General features: G+C 60.8%; 13 protein-coding genes. 6 read left to right on the forward strand and 7 right to left on the reverse strand.

Going from position 1 to position 13,820, the window contains the following annotated elements:
* Window positions 1–8: 8 nt before the first annotated feature.
* Both QQJ98_RS00120 and QQJ98_RS00125 read right to left on the reverse strand, forming a co-directional pair.
* Complete coding sequence (locus QQJ98_RS00120) at window positions 9–461, reverse strand: GNAT family N-acetyltransferase (RefSeq protein ID WP_284323287.1); 453 nt, start codon at window positions 459–461, stop codon at window positions 9–11.
* Window positions 462–464: 3 nt separating this feature from the next.
* Window positions 465–1,673 carry an MFS transporter gene (locus QQJ98_RS00125; protein WP_284323288.1) on the reverse strand — a complete coding sequence of 403 codons (1,209 nt, stop codon included), beginning with the start codon at window positions 1,671–1,673 and terminating at the stop codon, window positions 465–467.
* A gap of 81 nt (window positions 1,674–1,754) precedes the next feature.
* On the opposite strand from QQJ98_RS00125, the gene QQJ98_RS00130 reads away from it, so the two are divergent.
* Both QQJ98_RS00130 and QQJ98_RS00135 read left to right on the forward strand, forming a co-directional pair.
* Window positions 1,755–2,399, forward strand: a complete 645-nt coding sequence (locus QQJ98_RS00130) for a DNA-3-methyladenine glycosylase family protein (protein WP_284323289.1) — start codon at window positions 1,755–1,757, stop codon at window positions 2,397–2,399.
* Window positions 2,396–3,055 (forward strand): alpha/beta hydrolase, encoded by a 660-nt coding sequence (locus QQJ98_RS00135; RefSeq protein WP_284323290.1) that lies wholly within the window; start codon window positions 2,396–2,398, stop codon window positions 3,053–3,055. The genes QQJ98_RS00130 and QQJ98_RS00135 overlap by 4 nt, the downstream gene beginning before the upstream one ends.
* Here QQJ98_RS00135 and QQJ98_RS00140 read toward each other — a convergent pair.
* The 3 genes from QQJ98_RS00140 to QQJ98_RS00150 form a co-directional block, all read right to left on the reverse strand.
* Entirely contained in the window at window positions 3,052–4,023 is a 972-nt protein-coding gene (locus QQJ98_RS00140) for a glucokinase (protein ID WP_284323291.1), read from the reverse strand. The genes QQJ98_RS00135 and QQJ98_RS00140 overlap by 4 nt on opposite strands.
* Window positions 4,024–4,071: 48 nt before the next feature.
* Window positions 4,072–5,100 carry a LacI family DNA-binding transcriptional regulator gene (locus QQJ98_RS00145; protein ID WP_284323292.1) on the reverse strand — a complete coding sequence of 343 codons (1,029 nt, stop codon included), beginning with the start codon at window positions 5,098–5,100 and terminating at the stop codon, window positions 4,072–4,074.
* A 161-nt stretch (window positions 5,101–5,261) separates the two neighbouring features.
* Entirely contained in the window at window positions 5,262–6,173 is a 912-nt protein-coding gene (locus tag QQJ98_RS00150) for a LysR family transcriptional regulator (protein WP_284323293.1), read from the reverse strand.
* 86 nt (window positions 6,174–6,259) lie between these two features.
* On the opposite strand from QQJ98_RS00150, the gene QQJ98_RS00155 reads away from it, so the two are divergent.
* On the forward strand, window positions 6,260–7,045 hold the full coding sequence (locus QQJ98_RS00155) for a phytanoyl-CoA dioxygenase family protein (RefSeq protein WP_284323294.1): 786 nt from the start codon (window positions 6,260–6,262) through the stop codon (window positions 7,043–7,045).
* Between the two features lie 78 nt (window positions 7,046–7,123).
* On the opposite strand, the gene QQJ98_RS00160 is transcribed toward QQJ98_RS00155, so the two are convergent.
* Window positions 7,124–7,819, reverse strand: coding sequence for a type 1 glutamine amidotransferase (locus QQJ98_RS00160; protein WP_284323295.1), 696 nt, complete (start codon window positions 7,817–7,819; stop codon window positions 7,124–7,126).
* A gap of 141 nt (window positions 7,820–7,960) precedes the next feature.
* Between QQJ98_RS00160 and guaB the strand changes: the two genes are divergently transcribed.
* Window positions 7,961–9,409, forward strand: a complete 1,449-nt coding sequence (guaB, locus tag QQJ98_RS00165; RefSeq protein ID WP_284323296.1) for an IMP dehydrogenase — start codon at window positions 7,961–7,963, stop codon at window positions 9,407–9,409.
* 40 nt (window positions 9,410–9,449) lie between these two features.
* Here guaB and QQJ98_RS00170 read toward each other — a convergent pair whose 3' ends face one another.
* Entirely contained in the window at window positions 9,450–10,067 is a 618-nt protein-coding gene (locus tag QQJ98_RS00170) for an exopolysaccharide biosynthesis protein (protein ID WP_284323297.1), read from the reverse strand.
* 123 nt (window positions 10,068–10,190) lie between these two features.
* Here QQJ98_RS00170 and QQJ98_RS00175 point away from each other — a divergent pair, with 123 nt between their 5' ends.
* Both QQJ98_RS00175 and QQJ98_RS00180 read left to right on the forward strand, forming a co-directional pair.
* Entirely contained in the window at window positions 10,191–11,345 is a 1,155-nt protein-coding gene (locus QQJ98_RS00175; protein WP_284323298.1) for an RsmB/NOP family class I SAM-dependent RNA methyltransferase, read from the forward strand.
* Between the two features lie 248 nt (window positions 11,346–11,593).
* Window positions 11,594–13,756 (forward strand): hybrid sensor histidine kinase/response regulator, encoded by a 2,163-nt coding sequence (locus QQJ98_RS00180; protein WP_284323299.1) that lies wholly within the window; start codon window positions 11,594–11,596, stop codon window positions 13,754–13,756.
* The last annotated feature ends 64 nt before the right edge of the window (window positions 13,757–13,820 follow it).

Below are 13,820 nucleotides of genomic sequence, written 5' to 3' on the forward strand. Positions count from 1 at the left end.
ACGCTTTGTTAAGACTTCGCCGCAAGATCAAACGCATAGCGCAGGCCCGAAATCGGGGCGGGCGTGAAACCTTGCGATAGATAAAACGCCTGCGCGAAGTCATTTCCCGGCAGGGTTGACACCGTGACGTAGCTTGCTGTTTTTTTGCGGGCGTAGTCCAAACTTGCTGCCAAAAGCGCCTTGCCGATACCGCCGCCGCGTTCGTCCGGACAAACGTACAGGTGGTGCAGATCCATGCCGCGCTGGCCATATTGCAGCCGTGCCAGTTGGGTCAAAGCGGCGTAGCCGAGCAGGCGACGGCGATCTTCAAACACCAAGGCGTGGAGCCAAGGTGCAGGGCCAAACAGATCACGCTGCAGGTTGGCAACCGTCGCCGTCGCGGTATCGCCGTGATGCTCGGCAAGCGCGTGGACCATCTTGCACAACTGCTGCAGATCAGCCGGGGTGGCGGCGCGGATCATGGCTTAGCGGGTCTCACGCGGGCGCAAGGCCAGCCAGATCAGCGCGCCCCCGGCCAGCACGAGAAATGGCAGCATTGCCATGTTCACCGCTTGCCAGCCCGCCTGAACCGAGCTGCCCGAGCAGTTCATCAAGCCGCCCGACGAAAAGCTGGCCATGGTGACGCCGCCAAATACGATAAGGTCGTTCATGCCCTGCATCCGGCCCCGCTCGGCCGGGGTGATCAGAGTGGTGAGCATGGTGGTGGCACCGATGAAGGCAAAATTCCAGCCAAAACCCAGCAGCATCAGCGCGGCGAAGAAGTTGAACAGATCGACCCCGGCCATAGCGACGGCTCCGGCGGCGGCGAGGATGATCAGGCCAGTGGCCATCACTTTTTGCGCCCCAAAGCGGTTGATGATATTGCCGGTGACGAAGGACGGCGCATACATCGCCAAGACATGCCCCATCACCACATTGGCAGCGTCTGATTTCAGATACCCACAGCCGACGACGGCCAAAGGCGACGAGGTCATCACCAGATTCATCAATGCGTAAGAGACCGTGGCGACAATCACCGTGACCGCGATGGCTGGGGTGCGGATCAACTGGCCGCGGCTACGACCTTGATCCATGCCCGTGGTGGTGGCGCTGGGTTTTGGGATGCGCAGCAAGCCAAACAAAAACACCCCGACGCAGTTCAGCACGATCACCGTGAGGTAAGTGCCAAGGAAAGGTATCACCATGATGTCATTGGTCAGTTTGACCAGCTCTGGCCCGACGATGGCAGAGAGCAGCCCCCCGGCCATCACCCAGGAAATCGCTTTGGGGCGGAAACTGTCCGAAGCGGTATCGGCGGCGGCGAAGCGGTAAAAGCCTTGCGCCGACATATAGATGCCGGAGAACAAGCCGCCCAGAACGAAGAGCGCAAAAGAGCTGTACAGCAGGCCGACAGCGCTGATGCTGGCCCCCAAGGTGCCACCCAGCGTGCCGATGATGAAGCCGGCGCGGCGGCCATAGCGGGCCATAAAGGCGGAAATTGGTGTGGCGGTCAGCATCGAGCCGATCACCATGGCCGAGATCGGCAGGGTGGCCCAGCACGGGTTGGGGGCGAGGCTTTGGCCAGCGAGGCCCGCGATAATGAACATCATCGGCAGTTGCGCGCCAAGAATGGCTTGGGAAGCAACGAGCACATAGACGTTGCGGCGGGCGAGGCTGTCTTGATCGGTCATCATGTGCCATCGGTAGGCATCGGTTTCGGGCTGGGCAAGGGGGATTCGCTCTGGCCTTATGGAATGGCGCGGGGTGGAGGGGTGATGGCTGCGGAAATCAGTGTTGGGCGGATCATTGAAAGTCTGGATTGCGTGGCAGAGGGGGCTGCGTGGCTGTCAGCGTCGGATGCGCGGTTTGCGCAGGCGTTGACGGTGGTGGGCGCTCTGCCGCTGCGGCGTCATGCCGATGGCTTTACCGCGCTGTTGGATGCGATTGTCGGTCAGCAGGTGTCTGTGGCCTCGGCCAATGCGATCTGGGCGCGGATGGAAGCTGCGGGCGTGGTCAGTTTTGACGGGGTTCTGGCTGCCACGGATGAGGAATTGCGCGCTGTTGGGCTGTCACGGCAAAAGGCGCGCTATGCCAAGGTTTTGGCGGGGTCTGGTATTGATTTCATGGCTTTGCGCGGCAAAGCTGATGAGGCTGTGATCGCAGAATTGGTGGCGGTGCCAGGGATCGGGCGTTGGACCGCCGAGATTTATGCGATGTTTGCTTTGGGGCGGGCGGATGTCTTCGCGCCGGGCGATCTGGCGTTGCAAGAAGGCGCCAAGCTGCTGTTCGGGCTGGAGGTGCGGCCCTCGGAAAAGGTGCTGCGCGGCATGGCCGAGGCGTGGAGCCCGTGGCGATCGGTTGCGGCCCGGGTGCTATGGGCTTATTATCATGTGGTAAAATCGCGGGAAGGTATCCGATGAGGGAATTGAAGTTCGGCCGGGTGGCGGCAGTTTCTGGTGTTACCCAAAGCATGGTTGTGTTTGTGCATGGCTATGGCGCAGATGGCGCGGATCTTTTGGGGCTGGCGGAATCGTTGGGTCCGCATCTGCCCAATACGGTGTTTTACGCCCCGGATGCACCCGAGGCGTGTGCGGGCAATCCGTTTGGCCGGCAATGGTTTGGTATTCCGCGCTTTGATGGATCAAGCGAGGCGGATGCCAAGGCTGGCTTGGCCCGCTCAGCAGAGGATTTGAACGGGTTTCTGGATGCGCAATTGAGCGCTGAAGGATTGCTTCCCGAAGCATTGGTGCTGGTGGGCTTCAGCCAAGGCGCGATGATGAGCCTGCATGTCGCACCTCGGCGCGACGTGGCGGTGGGCGGTGTGGTGGCGATATCAGGAAAGATGATGTTTCCCGATACATTGCAGGCTGAAGCTAAGGTAAAGCCTGAAGTGTTGTTGGTGCATGGCGATCAAGACCCGGTGGTGCCGTTTGACGAAATGCAGGCGGCGGGAAATGCTTTGGTTGCCAATGGCTTTGCGACCTATGGTCATGTGATGAAGGGTACCGGGCATGGCATTGCGCCCGATGGCTTGCAGGTGGCGCTGAGCTTTATTGCGGATCGGTTGGGCGTCTAGTCGCGCCCACCGCTGGCAAGGAAGGCGGCGCAGCCAGTCAAAGCAGCAAAGTCATCCTCGACCGCAAACACCGCGAAGCTTTGCATGAATTCGGCAAAGCGTCCCTTGGTGCGGAAGGCCTGCGTCAGGTTCATCTCGTCCATATAGGGCACCATGGCGCGGGCGACGCCGCCGATCAGGTAGATGCCACCGAAGGGCAGATGGATCAGCGCGAGATTGCCAAGCTCTTGCCCCAGCAAGTGCATGTAAAGCTTGGCAGTTTCCCGCGCCAAAGGCTCACCCGCAGCAAGAGCGGTCATGATGTCGGCGGCTTTCAGATCTTGCAAAGCCCCGGCTTCGGTGGTGATGAAGGCATGCACGCGCTCCAACCCACGGCCCGCCAGAACATCCTCGACCCCGGCATAGCCGTGCGCATTGGCACCCGTATGGGCGACGAACCGCGACAGGCGGAAGTCTTGTTCGGTTTGCACCGGCATTGCGATATGGCCACATTCCGAGGGTGCCACCAAGCGGCCCTGCGCGGTATCATGCACGGGTGCGGCGTTCATTCCGGTGCCAACCCCCACCACCAACATCGCCGCCCCCGCGGTTTGCGGACCGGGGATCAAGGGACGCAGAAATTCGGGCGCGATATGGCCCAAAGCGTGGCCCTGTGCCTGCAGATCGTTGAGGATCGCGGTCTGGGCCGCCCCGGTGGCCCGGATCAGCAGGGCGGCATCAATCACCCACGACAGGTTGGTCATAACCGCCACACCATCGCGCACCGGGCCTGCCGCTGCGACGCAGGTGCCGTCCACTGATTTCAGACCCTCTTCAGCCATATACCGCGCCAAAACCGGCTCCAGGCTGGTGAATTCGGCATTGGCATAGCGGCGGATGCTGGCCGGGCGCACGACTTTGCCATCGGCCAAAGCCACGCGGGTGTTGGTGCCACCGATGTCAGCGACTAGGGCGAGTGGGGTTGGCATCGGTTACCTCATTGTCTTAACTTTGGCCCGCAGGCTGTTGATTACAGGCTATTTACGCGGGGCAGGGCCAGTGGATTGGCCAAGGATGAGATCGGCCTCTAGCAAGCGATGCAACGGGCCTTGGGCGGGGTCTGCGATCAGCGCCAACAGCATTTCCGCAGCGATCCGGCCTGCATCGCGCACCGACGACCGGGTGGCGGTGAAAATCGGCAGCTCGTCACCGTTGCGCAGATAGCTCAATTCGTCGTCAAAGATGATCACCGAGACATCGCGGCCCAGCTTCAGCCCCTGACCCTCAATCGCCCTGCGCACACCCATGCCCGACAACATCGACGCCGCAACAAAAGCTGTCGGCGGATTATCCAACGCCAGCATATGCTTGGCCGCGCGATAGCCCGAAAGCTCGGTCATCTCGTCGCTGGCCATCAGGGCAGGGTCGGCGGCAATCGTGCGGCCTGCCAGCGCGTCAAGATAGCCAGTGCGGCGGCGGATCGCGAAATCCATATCCTCGCGGCCATTGACCAAAGCAACGCGGGCATGGCCAAGATCGAGCAGAAATTCGGTGGCGCGCAGGAAGGCGCGGCGGTTGTTGACATCGACCCAAGAATAATCGGTTTCAATGCCAGTGGCGCGGCCATGCGTGACAAACGGCAGCCCAAGCGCGCGCAGGCTTTCGATGCGCGGATCGTAGGTGCGCACCGCATGCACGATCACGCCGTCAACAGCACCGCGTGACTTCAGATCGCGGTAAGCGGCAGCCTCGGCGTCGTCGGCGACCACGGACAGCAGCATGTCATAGCCGTTGGCGGCATAAATCTCACCCGCGCCGGCTATGAAATCGGCGAAAATCGGGTTCATGATCTCGGATTTCGTGGCCACTGGAAATACGTGGCCTACTGCCAAAGCCCGCCCGGTGGCAAGCCGGATGGCGCGGGTGTTCGGGCGGTAATTGTAACGCTTGGCGGCGGCAACGATACGCTCGCGCGTGACATCATTAACCTCAGGGTAACCGTTCAGCGCGCGGCTGACGGTTGTAGGAGAGAGGTTAAGTTTTTGCGCTAGTTCTTTGAGGTTCATCGCAATTTTGTTGGCCAAAGGGTCACGGTTGCGCAGGGACACTAACCGCGGTGGGCGATGCGGTCAAAGTGTTTGAGCGGGCTTGACGGAAATCTTTGCAGAATTTTGCAGATTATCGTTTTTTCAGTGGGTTATACTGCGTGACTTGATCCAAAGCGGTATCAAATCACCGGCGTCGCATCGCAGGTCAAAGTCGTGGGCAAGGCCTGCGGGATCAGGCTGGCCAATTGCTGCGCTGCGGCAGATGGCGGGTTTTGCGCCAGATGGGCAAGGATCAGCGGCTCGGTTCCTGCATCGCTAATTGGCCGGGTGACGATCGGCTTGCCGTCAGGGCTAAGCCGCGCGGCGGGGTTTGTGTAGGACAAACCAACGCCCAGACCATTGGCGGCATAGCTGCGCATCAGGTCAAGCGAGGCGGTGCGGTGTCGGATTTGCGGCGTCAGGCCCGCCTGCGCGAACAGACCGCGCATATGACCCAGCGACAGACCCTGATCGGTGAGGATCAGGGCCTCGGGCCCGAGATCGGCAAGGCGCAAGCTGGGATGATGCGCAAGCGGATGATCGGGGGCCAGCACCGCATGTGGTGCGATCCGTGCCAAAGTTTGCCGGGCGATATCGCTTTGCAATCCCAGATCCCAAGTCAGTGCCAGATCGGCTTTGCCTTTGTAAAGCGCATCGGACAGCATTTCAAAATCCATCACTTGCGGGGTTATCTTCAGGTGCGGTGCCAGCCTTGCGGTATAGGTCAGGATCGGGGCAAGGCAGGTCGGCGCAAGGTCGGCGAACACCGCAAGCCGGATATCTTCGGTTGCAGCGTTTGGGTCTGTCAGGCGCACAAGGGCGCTGAGTTGCGCGTCGGCAAGCTCCAGCCAGCTGCGGCCAAAGGCGGTGGGGGTCAAACGACCGCCCGCGCGCCGCAGAAACAACGGGCGGCCCAGCAGGGTTTCCAACTGGCCCAAAGCCACCGAAAGTGCCGGTTGGCTGACATGCAGCGCCTGTGCCGCAGCGGTCATGCCGCCATGTCTGGCGACGGCGGTGGCATATTCCAATTGGCGCAGGGTTAGGGATAGCATTGCATTATGACCTACATTGAAAGGTATTATTTGCGGTTATGTTAAGGCCGCGTCATCTTGGGTCCAAGCGAAATCAGGAGGCCGGGATGGTCGAAGTCACCGATGAAATGATCAAGGCGTATCAGCGCGATGGCGTGGTGCTGATCAAAGGGCTGTGGGCGGATTGGGTTGAGGAATTGCGCGCAGGCATCGCACGCAACATGGCCGAGCCGGGGCCGTTTGCCGCTGAAAACCAGAAGCCGGGGGAATCAGGCCGGTTCTTTGACGATTATTGCAATTGGGAGAGAATCCCGGAGTTTGAGCGGGTGATCAAGCAATCCGAGGTGGCTGAGGTTGCGGCCAAGCTGATGGGCTCGGAGCGGGTGCAGATGTTCCATGACCATGTCTTGGTGAAAGAGCCGGGGACTGCTCGGGCGACGCCCTGGCATCAGGATGGGCCGTATTATTTTGTGGGCGGTCAGCAGAATGTGTCGTTCTGGTCGCCGCTTGATCCGGTGAAGGAAGCGTCGCTGCGCTGCGTGGCAGGCTCGCATCTGTGGCCGAAAGAGGTGCTGCCGACGCGGTGGCTGGCGGAAACCTCGTTCTATCCGAACCCGGAGCTATACATGCCGGTGCCAGACCCGGATGCCGAAGGCATGCCGGTGCGCGAATGGCAGATGGAGCCCGGCGACGCGGTGGCGTTCAACTATCGCACCCTTCACGGCGCGCGCGGCAACGAGGCCGGCACGCGGCGGCGGGCATTTTCCCTGCGGGTTCTGGGCGATGATGCCCGGTACGTAGAGCGTCCGGGCCGCACCTCGCCACCCTATCCGGGGCATGACATGGTGCCGGGACAAGTGCTCCGCGAAGATTGGTTCCCGTTTCTGCGCTAGGGTTCCGTTCATCCTCTCTGCTTAAATATCCCCGCCGGAGGCTCTTGGGCTTCTGGCGGCGCTCTGGCAGATGTCGCGCTAAATCAGCGCCACCCAAGCCCGCGCGATGGCCAGACCATAGGCATCGGCGGCAAGGCCCGCGCTTGCGGCAAGGCTGGCGTGCTCGGCGGTAAATGCGGGGGCTTGCGCTGCGATCAGATCGGGAAAGCGCTGCAGCCAATCTGCGACCACGGCGCGGCTTGCCTCAAAGTGAAACTGGGTGGCATAGCCTGCGCGCCCGATTTTATAGGCTTGCACGCGGGCGGCCGGGTTGGTGGCCAGATGCACGGCGCCGGGTGGCAAAGTGTAGTGATCGGCATGCCATTCAAAAATCGGGAAGTCGGCGGGGAGGGCTGCGAACAGCGGATCGGCGCGGCCTTGATCGGTCAGGCCGATCTGGCACCAACCAAATTCGGGATTGGTGCCGATGGTGTTTTCAGCACCCGCACCTCGCGCCATCGCCTGCGCGCCAAGGCAGATGCCGAGAACTGCCTTGCCCGAAACTGCGGAATTGTAGAGCAATGCGGCAAGATCGGGCAAATACGGATGGCTGTGATCGGATAACGCGGTTTGCTCACCGCCAAAAGAGATCAGCGCATCAAAGCTGTCGGGCGCAGGCAAGCGGCCATCCAGCCACGGTTTATACAGATCAATCACCGCTGCGGCCTCATGCAGGGCGACGCCGACCTGACCGTGATGGGTGACGGCGGTGTTTTCGATGATGGCGACGCGCATGGATTTCCCCCGGAGATGCAGCGCACCATGCGAGAGCGGGATTTTGACCGCAAGCGCTGTTTCGGCCTTGCCAATCCTTGCGGCCCGTGAAAGTGGGACGTGTCAAACGAACACTCCCCTTAGACCCCGTTGGAGGTGAACATGGAGATTCGCGAGGCGCTCACATTTGATGACGTTTTGCTGGTACCGCAGGCAAGCTCAGTGCTGCCATCGGAGGCGGATACTGCTACTTTTGTCACCCAAAGCATCCGGATGAACATTCCGCTGCTGTCCTCGGCGATGGATACGGTGACCGAAGGACGCATGGCAATTGCGATGGCGCAGGCGGGCGGGATTGGGGTTATTCACCGCAATCTGGACCTTGAGGCGCAAGCGCGCGAGGTCAGCCGGGTGAAGCGGTTTGAAAGCGGCGTGGTCTATCAGCCGATCACGCTGACGCCGGATCAGACCTTGGGCGATGCCAAGCTGCTGATGGAGCGCTATCAGATCACCGGATTTCCGGTGGTCGATAAAGAGGGTCGGGTGCTGGGCATCGTGACCAACCGCGATATGCGATTTGCGTCGGATGACAAAACGCCGGTGCATGCGATGATGTCGTTCGAAAATCTGGCACTGCTGCGCGAGCCGATTGACCGCGAGGAAGCCATCAGCCTGATGAAGGCGCGCCGGATTGAAAAGCTGTTGGTGACCGATGGTGCGGGCAAGCTGACCGGGCTTTTGACGCTGAAAGACACCGAGAAATCGGTGCTGAACCCGCAGGCTTGCAAGGACGAGATGGGGCGGCTGCGCGTGGCTGCGGCCTCGACCGTCGGCGACGCCGGGTTTGAACGCTCGATGGCTTTGATCGAAGCGGGCGTTGATATGGTGGTGATTGACACGGCACACGGCCATTCGGCAGGGGTTGCTGTGGCGGTGGAGCGGATCAAGGCGGCATCGAACAAGGTGCAGGTGGTCGCGGGCAATGTCGCCACTGCAGAGGCCACGCGGGCGCTGATTGGCGCAGGCGCGGATGCGGTGAAGGTTGGCATTGGTCCCGGCAGCATTTGCACGACGCGGATTGTCGCGGGCGTCGGTGTGCCGCAATTGACGGCGATCATGGATGCGGCGGGCGCGGCGGGCAATGTGCCGATCATCGCAGATGGCGGCATCAAATTCTCGGGCGATTTTGCCAAGGCGATTGCGGCGGGGGCCTCTTGCGCGATGGTAGGCTCTGCGATTGCGGGAACAGATGAGTCGCCCGGCGAGCTGATCTTGTGGAACGGTCGGTCGTATAAATCCTACCGTGGCATGGGGTCTTTGGGCGCGATGGCGCGCGGCTCGGCTGATCGCTATTTCCAGAAGGATGCGGCCTCGGACAAGCTGGTGCCAGAGGGTATTGAGGGGCAAGTGCCCTACAAGGGCACGGCGGCGCAGGTCATTCACCAGATGGTCGGCGGCTTGCGCGCGGCGATGGGCTATACCGGCTGTGCGACCGTGGCCGAGATGCGGACAAACTGCCAGTTCGTGCGGATCACAGGCGCGGGCCTGAAGGAAAGCCATGTGCATGATGTGCAGATCACCCGCGAAAGCCCGAATTACCGAGTTGGCTGATTATCCATATAGATGGCCCTGTTGCGGGGCCATCTTTACCTTAAGCTTTGGTGCTGAGCGCCATGTAGATCACAGCGCTGATCACCGCCCAATAGACCCCAACCAGAACGATAACGGCCAAAACCGCGATCACCAGGGCCGCGATGATGAAATATCCATCCTGCGCCAGCAGACCCAAGGCTGCGATCAGGATGGCCAAGGCGGGCAAAAAATTGCCCAAGGGGATCGGCAGCATGACCAGCACGCTTAAGATCACCCCGACGCCGCCGATGATGCGTTGCGCCTGTGGGCTGCTAAGGCTCGACAAGCGCGGATGCAGCACACGCTCGATCCGGGCAAGATAGGGTTCAGCCTTGGTTAATATCGCCAGCAGATTGGCGCGCAAAAGCGAGCGGTTTGCGATAAACCCCGGCAACCACACCGGGCGGCCCAGCATCATTTGCAAAGTCAGATACACCAAAGGCAGGCCAGTGACTGCGGAAGTTCCGGGCAGGCCGGGCAGCAGATTTGGAATCGCAAACAGGATCAATAGGGTGGCGCGGGCATGGGCTTTGATCCCGGCCAGCAAGTCGCCCAGACTGACACGTTCGGAACTGCCATCTTGTGCAAGCTGCAGCAATTGTTGCGAAAACGGAATTTTTGGCTTGGGATTGGGCATGGCACCTCGCTAGGTCTGAAGATGGGGCGGCGGGGTTGCAATTGCCAGAGCCTGCGGGTCTGGTTGCGGGATTTCCGCTTGCCCTGTAGGGAGGGGGTTGATCCGGGGCAGCAGGAGCAGGCCATGACACCGCAAGCAAGGCTTTCCGCCGCCATCGAGGTGCTGGACCAGATTTTGGCAGGGGCGGCGGCAGAGCAAGCCTTGACCAATTGGGGCCGCGCCAGCCGATTTGCAGGCTCGGGTGATCGCGCGGGCGTGCGGGATCTGGTGTTTGATGCCTTGCGCTGCCGACGCTCTTATGCGGCGCTGGGGGGCGCGCTGAGCGGGCGCGGTCTGGTGCTGGGCGGCTTGCGCGATCGCGGGCTTGATCCGGCGGAATGGTTCACCGGCATCGGCCATGCCCCGTCAGTTTTGGGCGCGGCGGATGCAGGCTTTCCGGCAGAGGGCAATGTCGGCCTTGATTGCCCGGATTGGCTGGCTGACCCCTTGCAGGCGGCCTTGGGGGATGATTTTGCAGGTGTGATGCAGGCGATGCGCAGGCGCGCGCCGATTTTTTTGCGGGTCAATCTGGCCAAGGCCGCTGTTGCCGAGGCGCGGGCCGCCTTGGCGGATGAGGGCATTCTTTGCCGCTTAAACTCACTTGCGAAGACCGCTTTGGAAGTCACGGAAAACGCGCGGAAAATTCAAAATTCTCAAGCCTATCTTTCGGGTATGGTAGAGTTGCAGGATGCCGCCAGCCAAGCCGTGATCGCAGCCTTGCCGCTGCGGGATGGCCAGCGCGTGCTGGATTATTGCAGCGGCGGTGGTGGCAAAGCATTGGCGATGGCGGCGCAGGCGCGGCTGGATGTGGACGCACATGATGTGGACCCGCGGCGGATGCGCGACATTCCGGCGCGGGCGGCGCGGGCTGGCGTGCAGATCAAGTTGGTTGAAACTGCTGCGATTGGAACGGGTTACGATGTGATCCTGACAGACGTTCCCTGTTCCGGTTCGGGGTCTTGGCGGCGCGATCCGCAAGGCAAATGGGCGCTGACGCCCGCGCGCCTTGCAGAATTGTGCGCAATTCAAGCCGATATTCTTGACCGGGCGGCGCAGATTGTGGCACCCACTGGCACTTTGGCCTATGCGACCTGCTCAATGCTGCGCGCGGAAAACGAAGACCAAATCGCGCAGTTTCTGAAGCGGAATCCGGCGTGGCACAGCCCGCATCAGCAACGATTCTCGCCGCTACAGGGGGCGGATGGTTTTTTTGTGGCACTGTTGACGCGGGAAAGTTAAAGCCAGCCGCAACTTCTAGGTGATTTTTAGCGCTATCCAGATCAGGTTAAGCCTCAGTTAACACTTTTTCTGTCAAGTGAGCTAAAACGAATCCCGGATCGGAGCGCGCAGTGGCCAGTTCGACGACACGTCTTGCCAGGGTTTTGTCGCCCGCTGGACATTCTCATTTTGGCGTTTGGCTGTTGATCGCGGCTGCATCGCTGTGTGCGCTTGGCATCTTACTTGCGCCGTATCTTGTGGCTCAACTGATGTTTTTGGCGGCAGGGCTGACATTTGCCGTGTTGGCGATGATGAAACAGGGCGCGGGCTGGTTGGGGCAGCGTGCGCAGAATCGGCTGGATGCTCGGCTGATCACCTTGGTGGGCGCTGATGTAACCCCTTGTTTTACCACGGATGCGCTGGGGCAGATTGGCTTTCAGAACGCCGCCGCGCGCAACCGATTTGAAGCATCTCCGGGCAGCACGTTGATTGCGGCGATGAAAGATCACTTCGCGGCCCCGTCGGCGGTGCTTTACCGTTTGCAAACCCGCGCCAATCACGCCGGGGCTGCGCGGGAAGATGTGGCGACACGGCGGGGCCAGCTGCGACTGTCGGTGCACCGGCTGACGGCAACCCGCTTTCTGTGGCGGCTGGAAGAATTTCAGGACCGTGCCGCGGTCGGGCGCGGCGCAGAATCGCTCAGCCTGCCCATGTTGACCGCCAATAAAGCGGGGGTGGTGCTGTTTACCAATGATGCGATGCGACGGTTGCTTGGCGGTCGGCCAAAACGGCTAGATCGGGTGTTCACATCAAGCAATCTTCATTCCGGTGAACAGATTGAGGTGTCGGCCGCAACGGGCCCGGTGCGCGCCATTCTCGCCGAGGTTGAGGGGTTGGGAGAGCGGCGCGAGATCTATCTGCTGCCTTTGCCACGCCATCATACTGATGAAAGCATGTCCGCCGATTTTGAGAATGTTCCGGTCGCGCTGCTAAAATTTGAAGCAAACGGCGCGCTGCGCATCGCGAATAAAGCCGCGCGGGATCTGCTTGCGCTGAACGGCGAGCCGGAAATGGTGCATGAAATGTTTGAGGGCCTTGGCCGCCCGGTGGCGGATTGGCTGTCTGACGTGATCCATCAACGCGTGCCGGGGGGTGCCGAAGTGCTGTGCGCGCGCAAACTGGGCGGCGAGGTGTTTTTGCAAGTCACCCTCAGCCGTATCGTTGATCAGGGCCGCCCCGGTGTGCTTGCCGTGTTGCAGGACGCGACCGCGCTGAAAACCCTTGAGGCACAATTTGTCCAAAGCCAGAAAATGCAGGCGATTGGCCAACTTGCAGGCGGTGTTGCACATGATTTCAACAACCTGCTGACCGCGATCTCTGGCCATTGTGATCTGTTGTTACTGCGCCACAACAGCGGCGATGCGGCCTATGCCGATCTTATTCAGATCCATCAAAACGCCAATCGGGCCGCAGCTTTGGTCGGGCAACTGCTGGCGTTCTCGCGCAAGCAAACCCTGAAACCCGAACGGCTTGAGGTGCAGGATGTGCTGTCTGATCTTGCGCATTTGCTGAACCGTTTGGTCGGCGAAAGGGTGCGGTTGCGGCTGGCGCATGCACCAGATCTGGGCCCAATCCGCGCCGATAAACGCCAGTTAGAGCAGGTGATCATGAACCTTGTGGTCAATGCCCGCGATGCGATGCCCGAGGGCGGCACCATCCGCATTGACACAGAGGCGCTGACCCTGCGCGACGAGATGCGCCGCGACCGCGCGGTGGTGCCTGCGGGTGAATATGCGCTGATCCGGGTCAGCGATACGGGGTGCGGGATCCCACCCGAGCGGTTGCAGAAGATTTTTGAGCCTTTTTTCACCACCAAGCGGGTCGGCGAAGGCACTGGCCTTGGGCTTTCCACCGCTTACGGCATCGTCAAACAATCGGGTGGCTTTATTTTCGTTGATTCGACCGAAGGTGAAGGGTCAATCTTTCAGCTGTATTTCCCGATCTTTGAAGGTCGAGCAGAGCCGAATGTTGCCGGACAGGCAGCCAAGAAAATTGTCGTGCGCCAAGGCGAGGGCGTGGTGCTGCTGGTCGAGGACGAGGCGCCGGTGCGCGCTTTTGCCAGCCGCGCGCTTCGGATGCGGGGCTACACCGTGCTAGAGGCCGAAAATGCCGAAGAGGCTTTGAAGCAATTGGAAGATCCGGCGCTTGAGGTGGATATTTTCGTCACCGACGTTGTGATGCCGGGGATGGATGGCCCAAGCTGGGTTCGGCAGGCATTGCAAGCGCGCCCGAATGTGAAGGTGATCTTTGTTTCTGGCTATGCCGAGGAATCGCTCTCGGAGGGGCAGTCGCGTATTCCAAACTCGATCTTTTTGCCCAAGCCGTTTTCGCTCAGCGATCTGACCGCGACGGTGCAAGAGCAACTTCACTAGATGCGGGTGCGATTGGGTTCTGGCGATTCCGACCAGAAGGCGAAATATGTTCTACAGATGTTCT

The organism is Cypionkella aquatica (genome assembly GCF_030161095.1).
Taxonomy (GTDB): Bacteria; Pseudomonadota; Alphaproteobacteria; order Rhodobacterales; family Rhodobacteraceae; genus Cypionkella; species Cypionkella aquatica.

Bases quoted from the DNA above. Each gene is read 5' to 3' on its own strand.
- QQJ98_RS00120 (WP_284323287.1), bottom strand. From the start codon at position 461: ATGATCCGCGCCGCCACCCCGGCTGATCTGCAGCAGTTGTGCAAGATG.
- QQJ98_RS00125 (WP_284323288.1), bottom strand. From the start codon at position 1,673: ATGATGACCGATCAAGACAGCCTCGCCCGCCGCAACGTCTATGTGCTC.
- QQJ98_RS00130 (WP_284323289.1), top strand. From the start codon at position 1,755: ATGGCTGCGGAAATCAGTGTTGGGCGGATCATTGAAAGTCTGGATTGC.
- QQJ98_RS00135 (WP_284323290.1), top strand. From the start codon at position 2,396: ATGAGGGAATTGAAGTTCGGCCGGGTGGCGGCAGTTTCTGGTGTTACC.
- QQJ98_RS00140 (WP_284323291.1), bottom strand. From the start codon at position 4,023: ATGCCAACCCCACTCGCCCTAGTCGCTGACATCGGTGGCACCAACACC.
- QQJ98_RS00145 (WP_284323292.1), bottom strand. From the start codon at position 5,100: ATGAACCTCAAAGAACTAGCGCAAAAACTTAACCTCTCTCCTACAACC.
- QQJ98_RS00150 (WP_284323293.1), bottom strand. From the start codon at position 6,173: ATGCTATCCCTAACCCTGCGCCAATTGGAATATGCCACCGCCGTCGCC.
- QQJ98_RS00155 (WP_284323294.1), top strand. From the start codon at position 6,260: ATGGTCGAAGTCACCGATGAAATGATCAAGGCGTATCAGCGCGATGGC.
- QQJ98_RS00160 (WP_284323295.1), bottom strand. From the start codon at position 7,819: ATGCGCGTCGCCATCATCGAAAACACCGCCGTCACCCATCACGGTCAG.
- guaB (WP_284323296.1), top strand. From the start codon at position 7,961: ATGGAGATTCGCGAGGCGCTCACATTTGATGACGTTTTGCTGGTACCG.
- QQJ98_RS00170 (WP_284323297.1), bottom strand. From the start codon at position 10,067: ATGCCCAATCCCAAGCCAAAAATTCCGTTTTCGCAACAATTGCTGCAG.
- QQJ98_RS00175 (WP_284323298.1), top strand. From the start codon at position 10,191: ATGACACCGCAAGCAAGGCTTTCCGCCGCCATCGAGGTGCTGGACCAG.
- QQJ98_RS00180 (WP_284323299.1), top strand. From the start codon at position 11,594: ATGTTTTTGGCGGCAGGGCTGACATTTGCCGTGTTGGCGATGATGAAA.